The following is a 16,550-nucleotide window of genomic DNA, read 5'->3' as shown; positions in this document are numbered from 1 at the left end:
ACGGATCACCCATGATCCCCAGACCGACCACCCGACGAAAAGTCTGGGGATCATCTGGAACGAGTCTGGGGATCATCTGGCGAAAGTCTGGGGATCATTTCGGCAAGTCTGGGGATCACCCATGATCCCCCACCAACCCAAAGACACCAACCCAACTACACCAACCACAACACCAACCCACCGAACTCGCCTTCGAACTCAACTCACTACGGCGCGGGGTCGGGCAGGCAGCAGAAGAAATCTCTCGAATTCGGAATCGAAGGGGAATTGACGATGAATAAATTGACCGCTGGAGTTATCCACCGACTCGAATTGCCCCTCGAAGACACCGTCGAATTTCATCTCCCGGGATTCCGCAGAATGCTTCACGTGGCCGAGCATCGAAACCACGAGAAGTCCGGCAACGCGTTCGAGGTCTGGTACGAGCGCAACGCGTTCCCTCACGAGTCGGAGCTGGCGAAAGTCCGGTTCCGGATCGTCGGCACCGGCAGCCCGATCACGTTCCGCACCGGACCGACATACGCCGAGTACCTCGGCACCGTTACGACGCACCACGGCCTGTACGTCTGGCACGTGTACGTCGAGTATCCCGTGGTCGAGGAGGCGTGATCGTCATGGAGCAACGGAGTTTCGAGTGGCTGGAACAGCGCGACCTCGCCCTCACGATCCCGTGCCGAGGCTGCAAGGCACCCATCGGCCAGCCGTGCCGCGTGCGAGGCCGTGACGGCGAATGGCATGAGCTGGAGCACTTTCCGGCGCACCACGCCCGCCTGAACCGCGCCGAGCGTCTCCAGCGCATGCAGGACGCTCCGAAGCCCGACGTCACCTGCATCGTCGACGGCTACGGCACCATTCGCTCGACGATGGTGGACCCGATATGAGCGTCTGTGAAACATGCTGGGCAACAGCCAGCTTCACTGCCGCAATGGTCGGCGGAGACGTCGTCGAGCACTACCACGCAATTCTGGCCGACATCGAGAACCGCGGGATTCACCACCCCGAGTGGGTGACCCCGTGAGCGGCGCAATCGTCGGTCTCGACCCATCGATGGGCGCGGCCGGCATGGCGATTCTGCGCAACCCGCGCGTCGTCGAGGGCCGCAACCGTCCTGAGCTCAAGACCATCGGCACCCAGAACACCGGCGGAACCATCAGCCAGCGAGCAATGCGGATCGGCCTCCAGGGCGATCGCATCGTCGAGGCTCTGCCCGATCGGATCCGCCTCGTGCTGGTCGAGGGCATGCCGTTCCGACAGCCGAAGTTCAGCGGCCTGTATCAGGAACGCTGCGCCTTGCTGTACAGCGTCACGAGATTCCTTGCGCGCCGCGGAATCCCGGTCATCGAGGTCTCGGTCACGACGATCAAGTACTTCGCTACCGGTAACGGTCAGGCCGAGAAAGAGGACGTCGAGAAGGCCATGGGCGAGCTGTGGCCGGACGCGAATATCCACAACGACAACGAGTCCGACGCACTCGCCATAGCCACCATCGGAGCCCAGAAGCTCGGCTGGTACGAACCCGAGCTGCCCTGCCACTACGCACCGAAGATCGACTGGACGGGAGTCAACGGGTGAGCACTGTTGCACAACGGAGCGCAAGGCGATGGGGCCGTTTGCGAGCGGCACGGTCGAAGGCGACATCGCCTTGGGCGGAGGTGATGAGATCGATGTACGGATCGTCGCAGTGGCATTGCGAGCTCTGGTCAACGGGATCGCTGACGGCCGATCCCGTTGCTGCGGATTCGACGAAAGACGACCAGTTATGAGCTCGATCGCCTGCTTTCACTGCGGCCGGCCAACCGGCGACGGTCTCCCGATCTGCACCAAGTGCACCGAGATTCTCGTCCGGATGCTCCAGTCCGTGCCCGGGCTCGTCGCGGACATGACGATCACGCAGGCCCGACTCGACCGCATGAGCCGCGGCCGCGTCGGCGGAAAGAGTGCCGACACACCGCTTCCCATCTCGATCGACAAAAGCGGAAACGTCCCCATCCGGCGGCCGTTCGACCTGCTGGAAAACGAGATCACCACGTGGTCGCGCGACTTCGAGTCCCGCATTTCGCCGTCGGGCAGTCTGCTGGCGGCGATCGAGCGTCCCGGCCTTCTGCAGATGACATTGAATTGCAAGACCGGACGTCGGCACGACCAATCGACACTGTCCACGCAACCGACGCGCCTTTTCGAGGAGTTCGCGGTCTGGCTCGCGTGCCATCCGCACGACCTCCGCATGCACCCGGCGATCGACGAGATGTTCGACAGCCTGAGCGACGTCATTGCGATAGTGAACAAAGCGATCGACCAACTGCCCGAGCTGCGCTACAAGGGTGTTTGCCAGTACGTCGAATACGACCAGGGTCGCGAAAGGCGCTGCAACGCGGACCTCTACGCCGAGAAGGGCGAGGAATGGGTCCAGTGCCCGCGGTGCCGAGCGAGCTACGCCGTGGCCAAGCTCGATCGAGACATCCTCGCCCAGATGCGCGAAATGAACTACACCGCAGTCGAACTACAGTCCTTGCTCCGCGAGCTCGGCAAACGCGTCCCGAAGTCCACCCTGTATCGCTGGATCAACGAGCGAAAGCTGACGCCGCGCGGGTGGATGCGAGACGGCCGAATCATCCAGCGATGGATTCACCGCAACGACCCTGCCGTGTACCGCCTCGGCGATGTTCTCGATCTGGCGACGCGCACGGAACGTGTGCGCTCTTGACCAGGGCGTGTGTACAGTGGGACTCAAATCCCGCACTGACGAGGGCACCCATTTTCCGGATGCAGCCCCGTTTTCGTGCCACTCGAACCCCCTCGATTCGGCGTCAAACCTGCGCTCCGCCGTCATGACGCACCTCCGGGCAAGCACGCGCACCACGAAGCGTCCGCTGCGCCGCGCTCCAATCGAGGGCCCTACCTGAGAGGTGTCGATGAGCTACCCGAGTGAGCGCGCCGGCCACGGCCGCTGGACCCCTGTGATCCGCCCGTCGATCGGCATCCTGTGGGTGACCGATGACGAGGCACTGGGCTTCATCCCCCAGAACGGCATTGACCCCGCACCCATGGTCGAGCTGATCGAGACCTTCCACGCCGCAGGCAAGAGCGCGAACGAGGCCTTCGACGCGCTGCTGCTCATCGTCGGATCACAGGCCAGCTCAGGCGACGTCGACGACTGGCGACCCGACCGAGTCAACGGCCGGCGCACCCAGATCGGCCCCGTGCTCACCAGCACCTACGAGCAACCGCTGTGAGCGCCACCGGCCAGATAGGCGAGATCGTGGCATTCATTGCCACCATCACGGCCGCACGCAAGGAAGCCACGCCCGAGCAGCTCGAGGAACTCCAGCGCAAGCTCATCCCCCAGCTCGCGGCGATGCGAGTCACCAAGTCCATCGAGGGTGCGAAGACCGTACTCGCCGAGATAATGGGCGCTGAGTGGAAGCCCCGCGGGGAGCTCGCGGTGAGCCCCGAGTCGGCACTGACCCTGGTGGAGCAAGGCCTACGCGAGCGTGGCCATGACCCCGAGACCGTGTTCGCACCACCGAAGTAGGAGGCAGGGCCATGGCGGAGATTCCACAGAAGGTCGATCGCAGTGTCGTGGACGAGTTCCTCGCCAAGCTCGGCCTCGACCTGAGTAGCAACGTCAGGCAGGTCACCATCATCCCCGGTGGGATCGAAGTGGTGCAGATGCGCAAGACGCAGCCGGGTAGGAGCGGCGTCACCTATCGATACGGGCGCGAAGAACTCGCTACGGTGACCACTCGCATCGAGGTCGCGTTCCCGAAGTACACCGAGTGCCCCCACACCGATCGGGTGATCTGTGGATATGACGGTGATGACAACCCCAGTCTCGAATGCCTGTTGTGCGGATACATCGTCACCGGGCCCCAGATCGTCTCTGCACCACCGAAGTAGGAGATGATCGAGTCATGTCGAACAGCGAACGCGAGTACCTGCGACTGCGGGCGATGGCCATGCAAGCGGAGATGGAAGCAGCCAAGCTGAGGTTCGCTGCTGCCGCTGTCCGTGCGAGCGCTGCGATGCGAGCGTTCGCCGAGGCGTACCAGGACGGATTCGATGCCGAGGTAGCGCAGCATCCCGACCTCGCCGAGCTGAACGTCCAGATGGATTCGTTCTACCCCGATGCCTCGCGCTCGTAACCGCGTCTGCTCCATCCCCGGCTGCCACCTCATGCAGCCCGAGAGTCTCTGCCCCGCCCACCGGCAAGCACGTGAGCGGGGCAGAGGTACCAAACAGCAGCGTGGATACGGCGTCCAGCATGACCGCTTGCGTGCCCAGTGGAAGCCACGCGTCGCAACCGGGAACGTGCGCTGCTCTCGTTGCTCGAAGCTCATCAACCCGAGCGAACCATGGGATCTCGGACACGACGACCACGACCGAACCAAGTGGACAGGGCCCGAGCACGAGGCCTGCAACCGAGCAACAGGGGGGCGACGATGAGGCAGGAGCTCGACGCAGTGAAGGCTACGACCACGTGGCCCAACCCGTTCCTTGGTAAGCACGTCTATCCCGACTGGTCCAACACCCACGAGCGCAAGCAGATCGAGATGCTGTTCGGTACTGGTGATCGCTCGGCCTTCACGCTCGATTCGCTGCCCGCACAGCGCACTGGTTGGTATCGACCGTGACCAAGCATGAGCAGACGAGCGACGATGCCGAGCTGATCATCGACGCGGCCGACGGTCGTGTCGATCTGTTCTTCGCGACGGCCTACGAAGAGACCTTCCGAGTTCGTTACTCCCGCATCGAGTTTGCCCGCCTGCTATGGCAGGGCTGGGTCGTTCTCATCCGCTCTCTCTGACGCGCTCAGGGGGTGGGGGGTACCCCCTTCGAGGCCGGGGGGATGAACCGCGGGGGAGGGCGCTGAGTTGCGCGGAGGGTTCAAGAAACGTCGGTGAGCGCGATGCTCACCGAATCCGAGGCGGCGCGATGCCGTTGAAGGAGATCGAAATCAGATGGCCGGCAACCATGGCGGAGCGCGCAATAACTCGGGTCCGACCCGCGATCCGAACTCGGAGAGGTCCGAGAGTCTCGGCATCAAGTACCTGCTTCTGCCCGCCGCGGGCTGGAAGGGTCGAGCACCGAAGTGGCCGCTCGAAGGACAGTCCGATCGCGAGAAGGTGGTGTGGCGTGAGGTGTGGAAGACGCCTCAGGCCAAAGTCTGGTCCGAAGAGAAGCTGTGGCGTCTGCGGACAATCGCGATGTTCGTTCGATGGTCGGTCCGCGCGGAGCAGCCGGACTGCTCGGCGTCGATCTTGACGCAGGTCAACAGGCTTGCCGATCAGCTCGGCCTCACTCCGGCGGGGATGCTTCAGAACGGCTGGAAGATCGCGACCGACGAGGTGGGCGCGGCGCGCGAGCGCGCGAAGGCTGCCGCGGCCAGCGCTGATCTGCAGCCCCTTCAACCTCAGCCTCGACGCTCGCTGGCAGGGCTCGATGGCGGGGCCTGACGGCTTTCCGACTCTCGGTCATCTGGCCGAGGCATGGGTGCGCCAGCACTGTCGAGTGCCCGACAAGATGCGCCGCGGCGATCCGTTCGTATGGTCGGACTGGCAGTTCTGGATCTCGGCGAAGTACTTCGAGATTCGGGCGCACGCCGAGTTGCCGTCGACGGGCGATCTGCTGCTGAATCAGGCGTTCAGGTACCGGCGAGCGCAGATTATCGCGCCGCAGAAGACCGGAAAGGGGCCTCACGGAGCCTCGATGACGTGTCTGCATGCTGTGGGCCCGTCGGAATTCGGCGGTTGGGCGGGCAAGGGCGACGGCTATGCCTGCCTCGACCACGGGTGTGGCTGCGGTTGGGAGTACCCGTACCTCGAGGGCGAGCCGATGGGTGTCCGGCACCCGTCGCCGGTCATTCAGCTCACCGCGGTCAACCAGGACCAGGTCGGCAACGTCTGGAAGCCGCTGACGGCGATGATTCGGTTGGGTCCACTGTCGGATCTGCTGTTTCCGCACGACAACTGGATCCGAATTTCGGGAGACGTCGGCGGCGAGGATTTCGACCGCATAGATGCGGTCACGTCGAGCGCGTCGGGCCGTGTCGGTAACCCTGTCTCGTGGGTACTTCAGGACGAGAGCGGGTTGTACCTCAAGTCGAACAAGATGGTCTCCGTGGCGCAGACTCAGCGTCGCAACGCTGCCGGTATGGGCGGCCGATCGATCGAGTACACGAACTGCTTCGACACCTCGCAGAATTCCACTGCTCAGCAGACGTTTGACTCGGTGCGCGAGGACATCTTCAAGTTCTACCGCAAGCCGCCAGCGCACCTGTCCTGGAAGAACAAGCTCGAACGCCGCAAGATCCTCCAGTACGTCTACGAGGGCTCGCCGTGGGTGATCCTGGACTCGATCGAGGCCGACGCTGCGGAACTGAACGAAACCGATCCGGATCAGGCGGAGCGGTTCTTCGGCAACCGGAACACGTACGGGTCGGGCGTGTGGCTGCGAGATGGATTGTGGGACGAGCATTATGCCCAAACCGCAACCCTGGCTTCCTAATCCGCCGAAGGGTACGCAGGTCGCGGGCGCGTTCGACGGTTCGGAGAACGATGACTGGACTGCGATCCGGATGGAGACGCGCAGCGGGTTCCTGTTCACTCCGCGGTACGGTCCGGATCGGCGACCCGCGATCTGGAATCCGGCGGAATGGGGCGGGGAGATCCCGCGTGGTGAGGTCGAAGCCGCGGTCGACGAGATCTTCCGAACGTGGCGTGTCTCGCGGTTCTACCCCGACCCGTCGGGTTGGTACACCGAGATCGGCGCGTGGGCGCTCAAGTACGGCGAGGATGTCGTGTCGGAGTGGCCGAACGACAAGATCACGCGCATGCACGCGGCGCTGGTGCGCTTCCAGACCGACCTGAAAGCCGGACGGATCACACACGACGGCTGCCCGCACACCAGGATCCACTTCGCCAACGCCCGCAAGGTTGCCAAACCCGGTGACAGGTTCGTGCTCGGCAAACCGACCAACCATCAGAAGATCGACTGCGCGCAGGCGTCCGTCGTCGCGCACGAGGCCGCGTCGGACGCTCGCGCAGCAGGTTGGCCGAATGCGAACGCCAACAAGACATCCAACGTCATGTACGGATTCAACTGACAGCATCAGGAGGTGGCGTGGACGTACGCACAGCGCGCCGATACCTCGATATCGGTCTGGAGCGGCTCAAGCAGCAGCTCCCGCAGTGGCAACGCCGCCAGGAGTATTTCGAGGGCATCCAGGACGACCCGTTCGCGCCGGAGGGTGTGAATGCCGAGTACGCCTCGCTGCAGAAGCAGTCGATCGCCAACTGGCTCGGTCTGGCAATGAAGGCACCGGTCCAGCGCATGCGCGCCGACGGCATCATGGGCGGTGACGGCAAGGTCGATCTGGAGATGTGGCGCAACGTCATCCAGCCGAACCACATCGATGCCCGGCAGCAGATCGTGTTCCTGCAGGCCCAGATTCACGGCCGCGGAATCTGGTCGGTGTCGAAGAACCCGGCGAACCCGGACCGCCCGAAGATCTCCGTCGAGAACAGCAAGCGCGTGTGGATCGAGCCCGATCCCGAAGACCCGTTCACCGGAAAATTCGCGATCAAGACATTCTCGGAGGACCCCGATAGGTCCCCGAGCTCGCTTGTGTTGCCGAGCTCGCTCATGGCGTCGTACGAAACCCTCTGGGTCACCTACGTCTACGACGCCACGGATTGGAAGCGCTTCGAGCGACGCGGATTGAACGGCGAGTGGACGATGACCCGCGAGGGCCAGCACGGCCTCGGCGAACTGCCCTTCGTGGCCTGCGATTTCAACGTCGACGCCGACGGAATCCCGCGCTCTGCGATCGAGCCGCTGATGCCGCAGCAGGACGCGGTGAACACCATCCGCTTCAACACCCTGCTCGCGATGCAGTTCTCGGCGTTCCGGCAGCGCGTGTTCTCCGGCTACGACCCCGTGATGCGCGACGCGCAGGGCAACGTGCTGGTCAAGCGAGACGAGAACGGCAGCCCGATTCTCGACGCGAACGGGCACGAGCAGCCGATGCTTCGCTCACCGGGCAGAATCGGCGTCGATCGAGCGCTGGTGTTTCCCGGCGTCGATACCAAGGTCTACGACCTGGACGAGTCGAACCTGCAGAACTACATCAGCGTGTACGACACTTTTCTGACCAGCCTGTTCGCCACCGGCCAGGTTCCGCCCCAATACCTGCTCACCCGCATGGCGAACCTCTCCGGAGACGCGCTCACCGGTGCCGAATCCACACTGAAATCTCTTGTCGCAGAGATGAAACGCGCTGGCGGCGAGTCTCTCGAAACTGTCGTCCGACTCGCCAACATCGCCCGCGGCAAAGAGGGCAAAGACGACTACTCGATAGAGATCATCTGGGGTGACACCGAGGCCAAGAGCTTCTCCCAGATCATCGACGGCGTCGTGAAGCTCATCGGTGCCGGGTTCCCGAAGCAGGCGGCTTTCGAGATGCTGCCCGACGCCACACCGCCGAAGGTCGACGGTTGGATGACGCTGGTCGACAAAGAACGCACGCAGCAGAACGAGGTCGCCATGGCGGCCATGGCGGCGCTGACACCCGCTCCGGAGCCGACGGACGATGGCAACGCAGCCAACGACGGCGGCTGACCACTACCGAGACCAGCAGAAGGTCACCGCCGCGGCGATCTACGCGACGGGGAACCTCTGGGGCACCACTCCGCCCGAAGACTTCGACGGATGGTTCGAGGCGAACGCAGACCTGCTCGTCGGAGTACTCACCGCCGCGCAAGCTCGCGCGGTCAGTGGCGGCGGCGACTACGTCAAGAGCGCACTGAGTGAGATCGGTGCCGACCGAGATCCGGAAGCGTCGATCGACCCGTCCAGGCTGGTCGGTGTCGCCTCCGATGGCCGGCCCCTGGACTCGCTGCTGTACGGCGCGGTGATCACCGCGAAGTCGGCGATCGCACAGGCCGACGAGGTCAACGACGCCGTCGTGCGCGAGGCCTGGGGCAAGGGCAGGACCGCGCTCGGGGAACGAGTACTGACGCAGGTGGCCGACGCGGGCCGCTCGTCGACGATGCTGGAGCTGACGGTGCGCCCGGGCATCGGATACACCCGGCTCGTTCGTGTCGGTGGTTGTTCACGCTGCTCGGTCCTCGCGGGCCGGTTCTACCGCTGGTCGGATGGATTCCTGCGCCACCCGCGGTGCATGTGCCGCCACATCCCGACGACCGAGAAGGCCGCGCCGGAGCTCATCACGGATCCGCGCGAGGCCTTCGACGCGCTGTCCGAGGAGCAGCAGAACAAGATCTACACCCGCAACGGTGCCGACGCGATCCGCTCCGGAGCCGACATCGGCCAGGTGGTCAACGTCCGCCGTGGAAACGCCGGCCTTTCCACCGGGGCCGGACGGATCACGCGCACGAACGTCTACGGCCAAGACCTGTTCATCTCCACCGAGGGCACCACTAAGCGCGGATTCGCAGGCAAGCTGATTCGCTCACGCGGGCAAACACCTGCGACGTCGCCGAGGCTCATGCCCGAAGCGATCGCCGAGATTGCCGAGTCACGCGAGGAATACCTCCGCCTGCTCGAACTCAACGGCTACGCCTTCGACCGCAGCAAGCCTGGCAATCGTGGCTCGCTCACCGGCAAGACTCCACCACCGCCGAAGCCTCGCCCGCAGCCGAAACCGTCGATCGACCTCGATGCGAAACCGGCGCCGAAAAAGCCCGAGCTCACGGCCGAGGAGAAGAAGGCAGCGCGGGCGGCGGCGAAGATCAAGACCGCGCAGAACAAGGTGGCCAAGTCCGCGACCGCGCTCGATGCCGTAGCCGACAAGACCGCGATCGACGTCATGCCGTTGCATGCCCGGGCGATCGTCGATCGAGCGAACCTGAGAGACCTCCGGGACGGCAAGCGCGCGAAGATCGACGACGTCGAGAAGATCGCACGCAAGTTGCTCAAGGTCGAAGACGAGCTCAACGATCCGGACTTCGACATCTTCTATCTCAGCAGCGAGATTGGGCCGAAGTGGGCAACCGAGTATCGCGCCGAGTGGCGGCGCAATCTGCAGGACGCGTTACATCTGGCCGGCGAAATTAACGTCGCTCCGACCTCGGAGTGGCCGCTACCGGGACTCAAGCGCAAGGGCGCACTCGATCGGCACCGCACCTCGATCGAGCGAGACGTTCGGGCGACGAACCCGAACTACCTGTCCGGGACCGAGTACCAGATCAACTGCCAGCGCGTTGCGCAGGCCTACGAGCTCCGATCTCGCGGTTACGACGTCACCGCGAACCCGAACTACCGGAATCATCCAGGTAAGCCCGACGACCAGGGACTGACCGACGAAATGATCTTCGGTAGCTGGACGGACACCGGCCAAGCCCCGTCGTCGGGGCAGAACTACCTCACCGCAAAGTCGGCGGGGAACCTCGCCTCCATTGCACAGGCATGGGGTCCGGGCACGCGCGGATGGATCACAGCCGAATGGAAGGCCGGCGGCGCGCACATCTTCAACTTCGAGGTCGGCAAGAACGGGAAGGTCCGGTTCTACGATGCACAGCCAGGCGACCTCGACGCCTCCGATCACCTTGCGCGCATCGACTTCCACGGGCCGCGCAAAGGCGCGCGCATCTACCGAGTCGACGACAAGCTGCCCGTAGACAGCACGCGTACACTCGTCACACCAGCAGAGCTCATCAAGCCGATCGAGGAGGTACCGCGATGATCACATTCGACGACGCGCGGCACCGCGTCGAGCTTGAGTTCCCGCGAAGCGACTACGCCGGCCACTTCCCATCGATGGAACCGTTCGTCGCCAGCGTCGACGGAGCCGAAGACGGCCAGTCGTTCCTGATCCGAAGCGAGAAGCCTGCACTCGACGCCGCCGGTATGCCCGCGATGGACGTTCCGGTGATATTCGTCGAGAAGTCGAGCGGGATGGTCACATTCGAGCCGGTCATCCTGAACTTCAAACGCCTCGACAAGATGACGCCGGTCCACTCGACCGAGGTACCTACCAGCTAGACCACCCGCACGAGAGCAAGGCCCCGTGAGCAATTCGCTCCGGGGCCTTTTTCGTGCGCACATTCTTCCCCGCCGCGACGGCTGGGATGTTCCACCGCCCAGGGCGATCCTCGGCGGGCGACTCCGCGATGGAGGAAAAATGCAGGTCAACAAGCTCCCGCAGTTCACCGGCCCCGCTCGTGTGCGATGCACGGCGGCAACGGCATTCGAGGAGCGGTACCCCCGGCTCCGGTTCTTCAACGAGCCCGAGGGCGGGGCAGGCGGCGACAACGGCGGCGGTGCCGGTGCAGGCGGTTCGGGCGATCCGGACGGCGGCGACAACGGCGGCGCTGGCGGCGACGATGACGACAAGCTCGGAGACGGCGGCAAGAAAGCCCTCATCGCCGAGCGCAAACGAGCTGATGCCGCTGAGGCAAAGCTCAAGGCAGCCGAGGACGAGAAGCTCACCGCCGATCAGAAACTCCAGCGCGATGCTGACGAGTCGAAGACCAGGGTGGGCCAGCTCGAATCCGACAACGGCAAGCTGACGCTCGAAAACGGCCGTCTGCGAGCAGCTCTCACCGAAGGACTTCCCGTCGACTGGGCAGACCGCGTCCGCGGGGAAACGGACGAGGAAATGCTGGCCGACGCCAAGAAAATCAAGGCGAGCCTGCGTAGTTCCGGAGAAGGCGACCACACCCCGGGCGCGGGCGCTCGGGGCTCGGACGTCGAGGAAGCGACCACTCCCGGTGCGGGCACGTTGCGTGCTGCCTACAAGGAACTCAACAAGTAACAACACCGCGCGGCCAGTAGCCGGCGGCATCCGAACGACAGAAAGGCAGGTCGGCTATGGCCGTAACCCTGGTCGAGGCAGCGAAGCTGTCCACCACCAAGCTGCAGAGGGGCGTCATCGAGACGTTCATCCAGCTCAATCCGATCCTCGATCGCATCCCGTTCTTGTCGATCGAAGGAAACGCGTACGCGTACAACAAGGAAGCGAGCCTCCCGGGCGTTGCCTTCCGTTCGGTCAACGAGGCCTACACCGAGTCCACGGGCACGGTCGTCCAGGCCTCGGAGTCGCTGGTCATTCTCGGTGGCGACGCCGACGTCGACCGCTTCATCGTCAAGACGCGCGGTGATCTCAACGACCAGCGCGCGATCCAGACCGGCATGAAGATCAAGGCTGCATCGTTCTACTTCACCGAGCAGTTCTTCAACGGCGACGTCGCGGTCACCCCGAAGGGCTTCGACGGAATCAGGAAGCGGCTCACCGGCAACCAGGTGATCGACTACGCCACCAACGGTGCCGGCATCAACGTCGACGACTCGACGCGTCACGGATTCTTCGACGCGCTCGATTCTCTGGTTGCCGCCGTTCCCGGGCTGAACGCCACGAACGGCGCGCTGTACACCAACTCCAACATCATCGCGAAGACCAAGTCCGCCGGGCGGCGGATCGGCGGCGTGGAGATGGTCCGCAGCGACCTCACCGGCAAGCGTGAGGTCACGTGGAACGGAATCCCACTGCTCGATGCCGGATTGACCGCTTCCGGCGCGAACGTCATCCCGCAGACCGAGACTCAGGGCTCGGCAACCGACGCAGCGTCGGTGTACGCGGTGCGGTACGGCGAGGACGAAAGCGACGGAGCTGTCACCGGGCTGACCAACGGCGGAGTCGACGCGTACCAGGTCAACGACGGCAAGGAACTGCCCGACAAGCCCGCATACCGGACTCGTATCGAGTTCTACTGCGGCGTCGCGACTTTCGGCGGCAAGGCCGCAGCTCGACTGCGCGGCGTTCGGAACCTCTGAACCCGTCATAGTGCCCTCGCGGGCGCTATCCCCCAACGCACTTCGATCGAAAGGAAACACCATGGCTGACAAGCTGACCGGACCCGCCCTCGAAGAGGCGCTCGCAGCACGCGGGCTCCCCAGCGAGGGCAACGCCGACGACAAGCGCGCCGCCGTCGCCAAGTTCGACGCCGACAACGAGTCGTCGATCACCGAGCCCGTGCCCGTGGCGACAGCGGCACCCGAGACCACGACCGAGGAGTCGCCCGTGGTCGAAGAGGTCGCGGCCGAGCTCGGTATCGCTCCGTCGACGTCGACCGCGAGCACCACTCTCGACTCGGACTTCACGAAGCCGTCGGTGACTGCTCCGGGCGACGGTCCGGCCGACACGACCGATCCGCTCGAACGCGCCCAGAGCGTGACGCCGATCCCCGGTGCCGAGGCGCTGGCGGTCGGAACGGTCAACGCCGTTGTGCCCGCGCAGTTCCCGACCAAGCCGCAGCGCGACGAGTCGAAGGACCGTTTCGAGCAGTTCGAGTCCACCGCGCCGAACGGCTCGAAGGTCTGGGTTCGCCGCAATCTGGAAACCGGCGAGTCGGTGGTCCTGCGCACCGAGACAGGGGCAGTGGGAGGCCAGCGACTCGATGGCTGATACGCCACTCCAGTTGCTGGTCACCGTGGAGGCCGTACAGGCTCAGCTCGGCGAGGAATTCGCTGAGCCTGTACGGGCCCAGGTGGAGGTGTTCATCGCTCGCGCCTGCTCGGAGATGCTCCGGGCGGTGCCGACGATCAACGCGCACCTCACCGCGGCCGCGCTCGATCCTGTGCTCGTGCGCGGGGTCGGGGTCGACGTCGTCACCCGTGCGATCGAAAACATGCGCATCGGATGGCGCGTCACCGAGGAGACGTATCCGGACGTGACGACCCGGTTCGCGGCCGCGCCCGAGGAGTTCATCTACCTCACCGCGGCCGAGACCTCGAAGCTCCACCCGACGTCCACCAACGGTCCCCTCGCAGGATCGGCCGGCGCGTACATCGTGTCGCTGTCGGGCTGATGCGCCCCAGTTCGTTCCGGACGCCCATCGGCGTCGAGCGGCTCATTGGAGAGAACGCGATCGAGAACGAGTTCGCGCCGAAGGTGGTCATTCCGGGGCGGCGCACAAGCCGCTCTCGGACCTCGGCCGACTCCGAGAGCTCCGAGGTGGTCTCGGACACGCTCGTGCTCTTTCCCGCCGGTGTCGCAGTCGTCCCGTCCGGATCTCGCCTGACTCTCCCCGAGGGCGAGCAGAACCGCGTCTGCATCGTCGAGAAATCCCGCCTGGTCTACAAGCGCGACAACGTCACCGTCGCATACCAGGCGCTCGAAATCGTCTAGGAGGTTCCATCGTGCCTATCGATTGGTCCAGGGCTCACCAGGCCGAGCAGGCAGCCGAGGCGGGCGTAGCGGCCGCGGCCGAAGCACTGCTCGACGAGGTCCGCTCGGTGTACATCCCGGTGAAGTCCGGCGCACTCAGTGCCAGCGGCATGGCCAAGGCGAAGGGTCTGCAGGCGTCCGTCGGATTCACGAAGGCCTACGGAAAGAAGCAGCACGAGCGCGAGGACTTCGAGCACAAACGCGGTCAAGCGAAGTTCCTCTCGGAGCCGACGGAGAAGTTCGGCCCGCAGCTCGAACAGCATGTCGCCGAGGCGATGTCGCGAGTACTCGGCGGATGAGCCAGACCACCCGCAGCCAGCTCCGGACGGCCCTGGCGCTACACCTCGCCGCGGCCGGCCTGGCTCGCTACTACGAGTCCGAGCAGTACGGCACCACCAACGATCCGGTCAAGCCGGCGGTGTACCTCCGCGCGGTCATGCCGGACACCCCGGACACCGCGGTCACCATCTCCGTCATCGACGACAGGCGCGATCGGGATGCCCACAATCCCGATCTCTACGTCCGGCTCCGATTCCGCGGTGCCGGCCGATCTGTCCGTGCCGTCGACGACCCGGCGGATGCGGTGTTCAACCACCTTCACACCTTCGAGTCGACCGCAGATCGCCAGCGGTGGCCCGGAGGCGTGAACGTACTCACCTGTTTTCGGACGGTGAGCACGGAGTCCACTCCGGACACCACGGGCCGCTACATGCGGGCTGACACCTATCGCATCACCCTCAACCCAGGAGATTGACAATGCCTGTACTCAAGCCCCCGAATTCCGGTCTGCTGTTCACCTTCCGCGCCGCAGCGTGGGCGATGCAGATCAACACCGGCACCTACGCGTCGCCTGTCTGGGCGTGGCTGCGCGGTACGTCGAAGATCGAGCCGAAGACGACGGCGACCAAGCAGGACGACTCCGACAACGACTCGGACGGCTACGGCTCGGAGCTCGTGACCAAGCAGAAGCTCGACATCGCGATCGAGGGCAAGGTCAAGGGCGAGCGGTCACTGTCGACCGTCGTGCCCGATCCCGGCACCACATTCCTGCGAGCACTCGGCACCCAGGTCGGCTACGACAACGTCGCCGACATCCGGTACTGGCGAACCGATGACATCGACGAGGGCTACCGGTGCAACTTCGCGGTCGAGTACACCGACGTCGGTGGCGGCAACGAGGATCTGCAGAACTACCAGGCCACGCTGTCCGGCCGCGGCAAGCCGACCAGGATCGCCCGCCCGCAGACGACGCCGGTCAACGAGGTTCAGCGGATCCGCCTTATCGGCACCGGCCTCGGTGGCACGTTCATCGCGAAGTTCCTCGGCCAGTCCACGGCAGGTCTCGCGCCGACCGCCACGGCTGCGCAGGTGCTGACCGCGCTCACCGGTCTGTCGACCATCGGTGCGGGCAACGTCGCCGTCACCGCGGTGGCAGGCCTGAACGCGTGGGACGTCGCATTCCAGGGCACCCTCGCAGGCATCGACGTGCCGCTGCTCGTGCTCGACACGTCGGCGCTCACCGGCAGCGCTGACAAGGGCGGCGAGGTCACCACCCTGATCAACGGTCAGGCCGCATAACCCATGGCCTACGACAACCTTCGGGAGTTCTTCGACCCGGATCTCCTGCTTCCCGTCGGAGAGAAGACGTACCGGATCGCCTCGCCGAGCGCCGACGAGGGTCTGCGGATTCATCAGGTGTTCGCCGAGAAGGACGCGATGATCGACGACGCACAGGAACTCTCGCTGGTGTTCGGCCTGCTGGGCGCAACTCGCGACGACAGGACCGGGTTGTGGTCTGGCGGTGTGTACGGCGAGATGCGCGCCGACGGCGTGAGCTGGGCCGAGATCTGGCACGTCGGGCGCACGGCGCTCATGCATTTCGGCATGGGGGCCACCGTCGCACAGATCGCCTGGCACACCGGCGTCGGTGACCAGGGAAACCCGAGGCCCCCGGAGCCGAGCAAGAAAGCGGCTCCGGGGGCGAAGGGCGCTGCTACTGCAGAGGCGAGTGCAACGGGGCGCTCACGTGCGCCCCGGGCACGTACGGCCCGGAAGACCCCGGCGGGGGGCCGTTCGAAGAAGAGTTCGGCATCCGCGCCTGGTACCGCGACCTGACCGAACAGCCGAACAAACGGCCGGCGGCGGTCGTGGAGAAGTGGACGTGGCACGACGTCCTCAATGCCTGGACCGCCGTCGAGCTCGACTTCCAGGACCAGAGCATCTACGGAATCGACCTCGACTCCGGAATTCTCCTCCAGCGTTCCTGGCGCTGGCTCCAAACCCGAATCGTCGGGCTCATCACCGACTCCGACTCTCGGCTGCACCGAGTACTCAAGGCGACCGCCGGGAAGGAGGGCTGACCCAT

Annotated in this window: 27 protein-coding genes; all 27 read left to right on the top strand. The window is 64.9% G+C overall.

Annotation, left to right across the window (positions count from 1 at the left end; translation table 11 throughout):
- The first annotated feature begins 369 nt into the window (after positions 1-369).
- The 27 genes from CH249_RS01925 (at position 370) to CH249_RS01805 (ending at position 16,545) form a co-directional block, all read left to right on the top strand.
- A complete protein-coding gene (locus tag CH249_RS01925; protein WP_094657977.1) occupies positions 370-609 on the top strand; it encodes a hypothetical protein in 240 nt (79 codons plus the stop codon).
- Complete coding sequence (locus CH249_RS01920) at positions 606-881, top strand: hypothetical protein (RefSeq protein WP_094682676.1); 276 nt, start codon at positions 606-608, stop codon at positions 879-881. The genes CH249_RS01925 and CH249_RS01920 overlap by 4 nt, the downstream gene beginning before the upstream one ends.
- The gene (locus CH249_RS27735; RefSeq protein ID WP_179273092.1) at positions 878-1,018 is read left to right on the top strand and encodes a hypothetical protein; all 141 of its coding nucleotides are present in this window, start codon (positions 878-880) and stop codon (positions 1,016-1,018) included. Before CH249_RS01920 ends, CH249_RS27735 begins: the two co-directional genes overlap by 4 nt.
- On the top strand, positions 1,015-1,572 hold the full coding sequence (locus CH249_RS01915) for a crossover junction endodeoxyribonuclease RuvC (protein WP_179273093.1): 558 nt from the start codon (positions 1,015-1,017) through the stop codon (positions 1,570-1,572). The genes CH249_RS27735 and CH249_RS01915 overlap by 4 nt, the downstream gene beginning before the upstream one ends.
- A 274-nt stretch (positions 1,573-1,846) precedes the next feature.
- Positions 1,847-2,704 (top strand): hypothetical protein, encoded by an 858-nt coding sequence (locus tag CH249_RS01910; RefSeq protein WP_143544352.1) that lies wholly within the window; start codon positions 1,847-1,849, stop codon positions 2,702-2,704.
- A 208-nt stretch (positions 2,705-2,912) separates the two neighbouring features.
- Complete coding sequence (locus tag CH249_RS01905; RefSeq protein WP_143544351.1) at positions 2,913-3,233, top strand: hypothetical protein; 321 nt, start codon at positions 2,913-2,915, stop codon at positions 3,231-3,233.
- A complete protein-coding gene (locus tag CH249_RS01900; protein ID WP_094682672.1) occupies positions 3,230-3,532 on the top strand; it encodes a hypothetical protein in 303 nt (100 codons plus the stop codon). Before CH249_RS01905 ends, CH249_RS01900 begins: the two co-directional genes overlap by 4 nt.
- A gap of 11 nt (positions 3,533-3,543) precedes the next feature.
- Positions 3,544-3,897, top strand: a complete 354-nt coding sequence (locus tag CH249_RS01895) for a hypothetical protein (protein ID WP_094682671.1) — start codon at positions 3,544-3,546, stop codon at positions 3,895-3,897.
- 14 nt (positions 3,898-3,911) lie between these two features.
- A complete protein-coding gene (locus tag CH249_RS01890; RefSeq protein ID WP_094682670.1) occupies positions 3,912-4,142 on the top strand; it encodes a hypothetical protein in 231 nt (76 codons plus the stop codon).
- A 297-nt stretch (positions 4,143-4,439) separates the two neighbouring features.
- On the top strand, positions 4,440-4,631 hold the full coding sequence (locus CH249_RS01885) for a hypothetical protein (RefSeq protein ID WP_094682669.1): 192 nt from the start codon (positions 4,440-4,442) through the stop codon (positions 4,629-4,631).
- Positions 4,628-4,804 carry a hypothetical protein gene (locus CH249_RS27730; RefSeq protein ID WP_179273094.1) on the top strand — a complete coding sequence of 59 codons (177 nt, stop codon included), beginning with the start codon at positions 4,628-4,630 and terminating at the stop codon, positions 4,802-4,804. The genes CH249_RS01885 and CH249_RS27730 overlap by 4 nt, the downstream gene beginning before the upstream one ends.
- A 154-nt stretch (positions 4,805-4,958) precedes the next feature.
- The gene (locus CH249_RS01880) at positions 4,959-5,453 is read left to right on the top strand and encodes a hypothetical protein (protein WP_094682668.1); all 495 of its coding nucleotides are present in this window, start codon (positions 4,959-4,961) and stop codon (positions 5,451-5,453) included.
- Positions 5,440-6,504 (top strand): terminase, encoded by a 1,065-nt coding sequence (locus CH249_RS01875; RefSeq protein ID WP_094682667.1) that lies wholly within the window; start codon positions 5,440-5,442, stop codon positions 6,502-6,504. Before CH249_RS01880 ends, CH249_RS01875 begins: the two co-directional genes overlap by 14 nt.
- Entirely contained in the window at positions 6,476-7,102 is a 627-nt protein-coding gene (locus tag CH249_RS01870) for a terminase (RefSeq protein ID WP_094682666.1), read from the top strand. Before CH249_RS01875 ends, CH249_RS01870 begins: the two co-directional genes overlap by 29 nt.
- Positions 7,103-7,119: 17 nt before the next feature.
- On the top strand, positions 7,120-8,616 hold the full coding sequence (locus CH249_RS01865) for a phage portal protein (RefSeq protein ID WP_179273095.1): 1,497 nt from the start codon (positions 7,120-7,122) through the stop codon (positions 8,614-8,616).
- Entirely contained in the window at positions 8,588-10,702 is a 2,115-nt protein-coding gene (locus tag CH249_RS01860) for a toxin glutamine deamidase domain-containing protein (protein WP_094682664.1), read from the top strand. Before CH249_RS01865 ends, CH249_RS01860 begins: the two co-directional genes overlap by 29 nt.
- Positions 10,699-11,001 (top strand): hypothetical protein, encoded by a 303-nt coding sequence (locus CH249_RS01855; protein ID WP_094657961.1) that lies wholly within the window; start codon positions 10,699-10,701, stop codon positions 10,999-11,001. The genes CH249_RS01860 and CH249_RS01855 overlap by 4 nt, the downstream gene beginning before the upstream one ends.
- Positions 11,002-11,140: 139 nt before the next feature.
- Positions 11,141-11,773, top strand: a complete 633-nt coding sequence (locus CH249_RS27725; protein ID WP_094682663.1) for a hypothetical protein — start codon at positions 11,141-11,143, stop codon at positions 11,771-11,773.
- A 56-nt stretch (positions 11,774-11,829) separates the two neighbouring features.
- Positions 11,830-12,792 carry a major capsid protein gene (locus CH249_RS01845; RefSeq protein ID WP_094657959.1) on the top strand — a complete coding sequence of 321 codons (963 nt, stop codon included), beginning with the start codon at positions 11,830-11,832 and terminating at the stop codon, positions 12,790-12,792.
- Between the two features lie 61 nt (positions 12,793-12,853).
- Positions 12,854-13,423, top strand: a complete 570-nt coding sequence (locus tag CH249_RS01840; protein WP_094657958.1) for a hypothetical protein — start codon at positions 12,854-12,856, stop codon at positions 13,421-13,423.
- Positions 13,416-13,826 carry a hypothetical protein gene (locus CH249_RS01835; protein WP_143544349.1) on the top strand — a complete coding sequence of 137 codons (411 nt, stop codon included), beginning with the start codon at positions 13,416-13,418 and terminating at the stop codon, positions 13,824-13,826. The genes CH249_RS01840 and CH249_RS01835 overlap by 8 nt, the downstream gene beginning before the upstream one ends.
- The gene (locus CH249_RS01830; protein ID WP_094657956.1) at positions 13,826-14,146 is read left to right on the top strand and encodes a hypothetical protein; all 321 of its coding nucleotides are present in this window, start codon (positions 13,826-13,828) and stop codon (positions 14,144-14,146) included. Before CH249_RS01835 ends, CH249_RS01830 begins: the two co-directional genes overlap by 1 nt.
- An 11-nt stretch (positions 14,147-14,157) precedes the next feature.
- Positions 14,158-14,484 (top strand): hypothetical protein, encoded by a 327-nt coding sequence (locus CH249_RS01825; protein WP_094657955.1) that lies wholly within the window; start codon positions 14,158-14,160, stop codon positions 14,482-14,484.
- Entirely contained in the window at positions 14,481-14,939 is a 459-nt protein-coding gene (locus CH249_RS01820; RefSeq protein ID WP_094682662.1) for a minor capsid protein, read from the top strand. Before CH249_RS01825 ends, CH249_RS01820 begins: the two co-directional genes overlap by 4 nt.
- Before the next feature lie 2 nt (positions 14,940-14,941).
- Positions 14,942-15,763, top strand: coding sequence for a phage tail tube protein (locus tag CH249_RS01815; RefSeq protein ID WP_094682661.1), 822 nt, complete (start codon positions 14,942-14,944; stop codon positions 15,761-15,763).
- Positions 15,764-15,766: 3 nt separating this feature from the next.
- Positions 15,767-16,300 (top strand): hypothetical protein, encoded by a 534-nt coding sequence (locus CH249_RS01810; RefSeq protein ID WP_094682660.1) that lies wholly within the window; start codon positions 15,767-15,769, stop codon positions 16,298-16,300.
- A gap of 32 nt (positions 16,301-16,332) precedes the next feature.
- A complete protein-coding gene (locus tag CH249_RS01805; RefSeq protein WP_094682659.1) occupies positions 16,333-16,545 on the top strand; it encodes a hypothetical protein in 213 nt (70 codons plus the stop codon).
- The last annotated feature ends 5 nt before the right edge of the window (positions 16,546-16,550 follow it).

Source organism: Rhodococcus sp. 05-2255-3B1, assembly GCF_002258545.1.
GTDB lineage: Bacteria > Actinomycetota > Actinomycetes > Mycobacteriales > Mycobacteriaceae > Rhodococcoides.
Note: the sequence above shows the minus strand (reverse complement) of the source record. Positions and strands in the feature narration are given on the sequence as shown.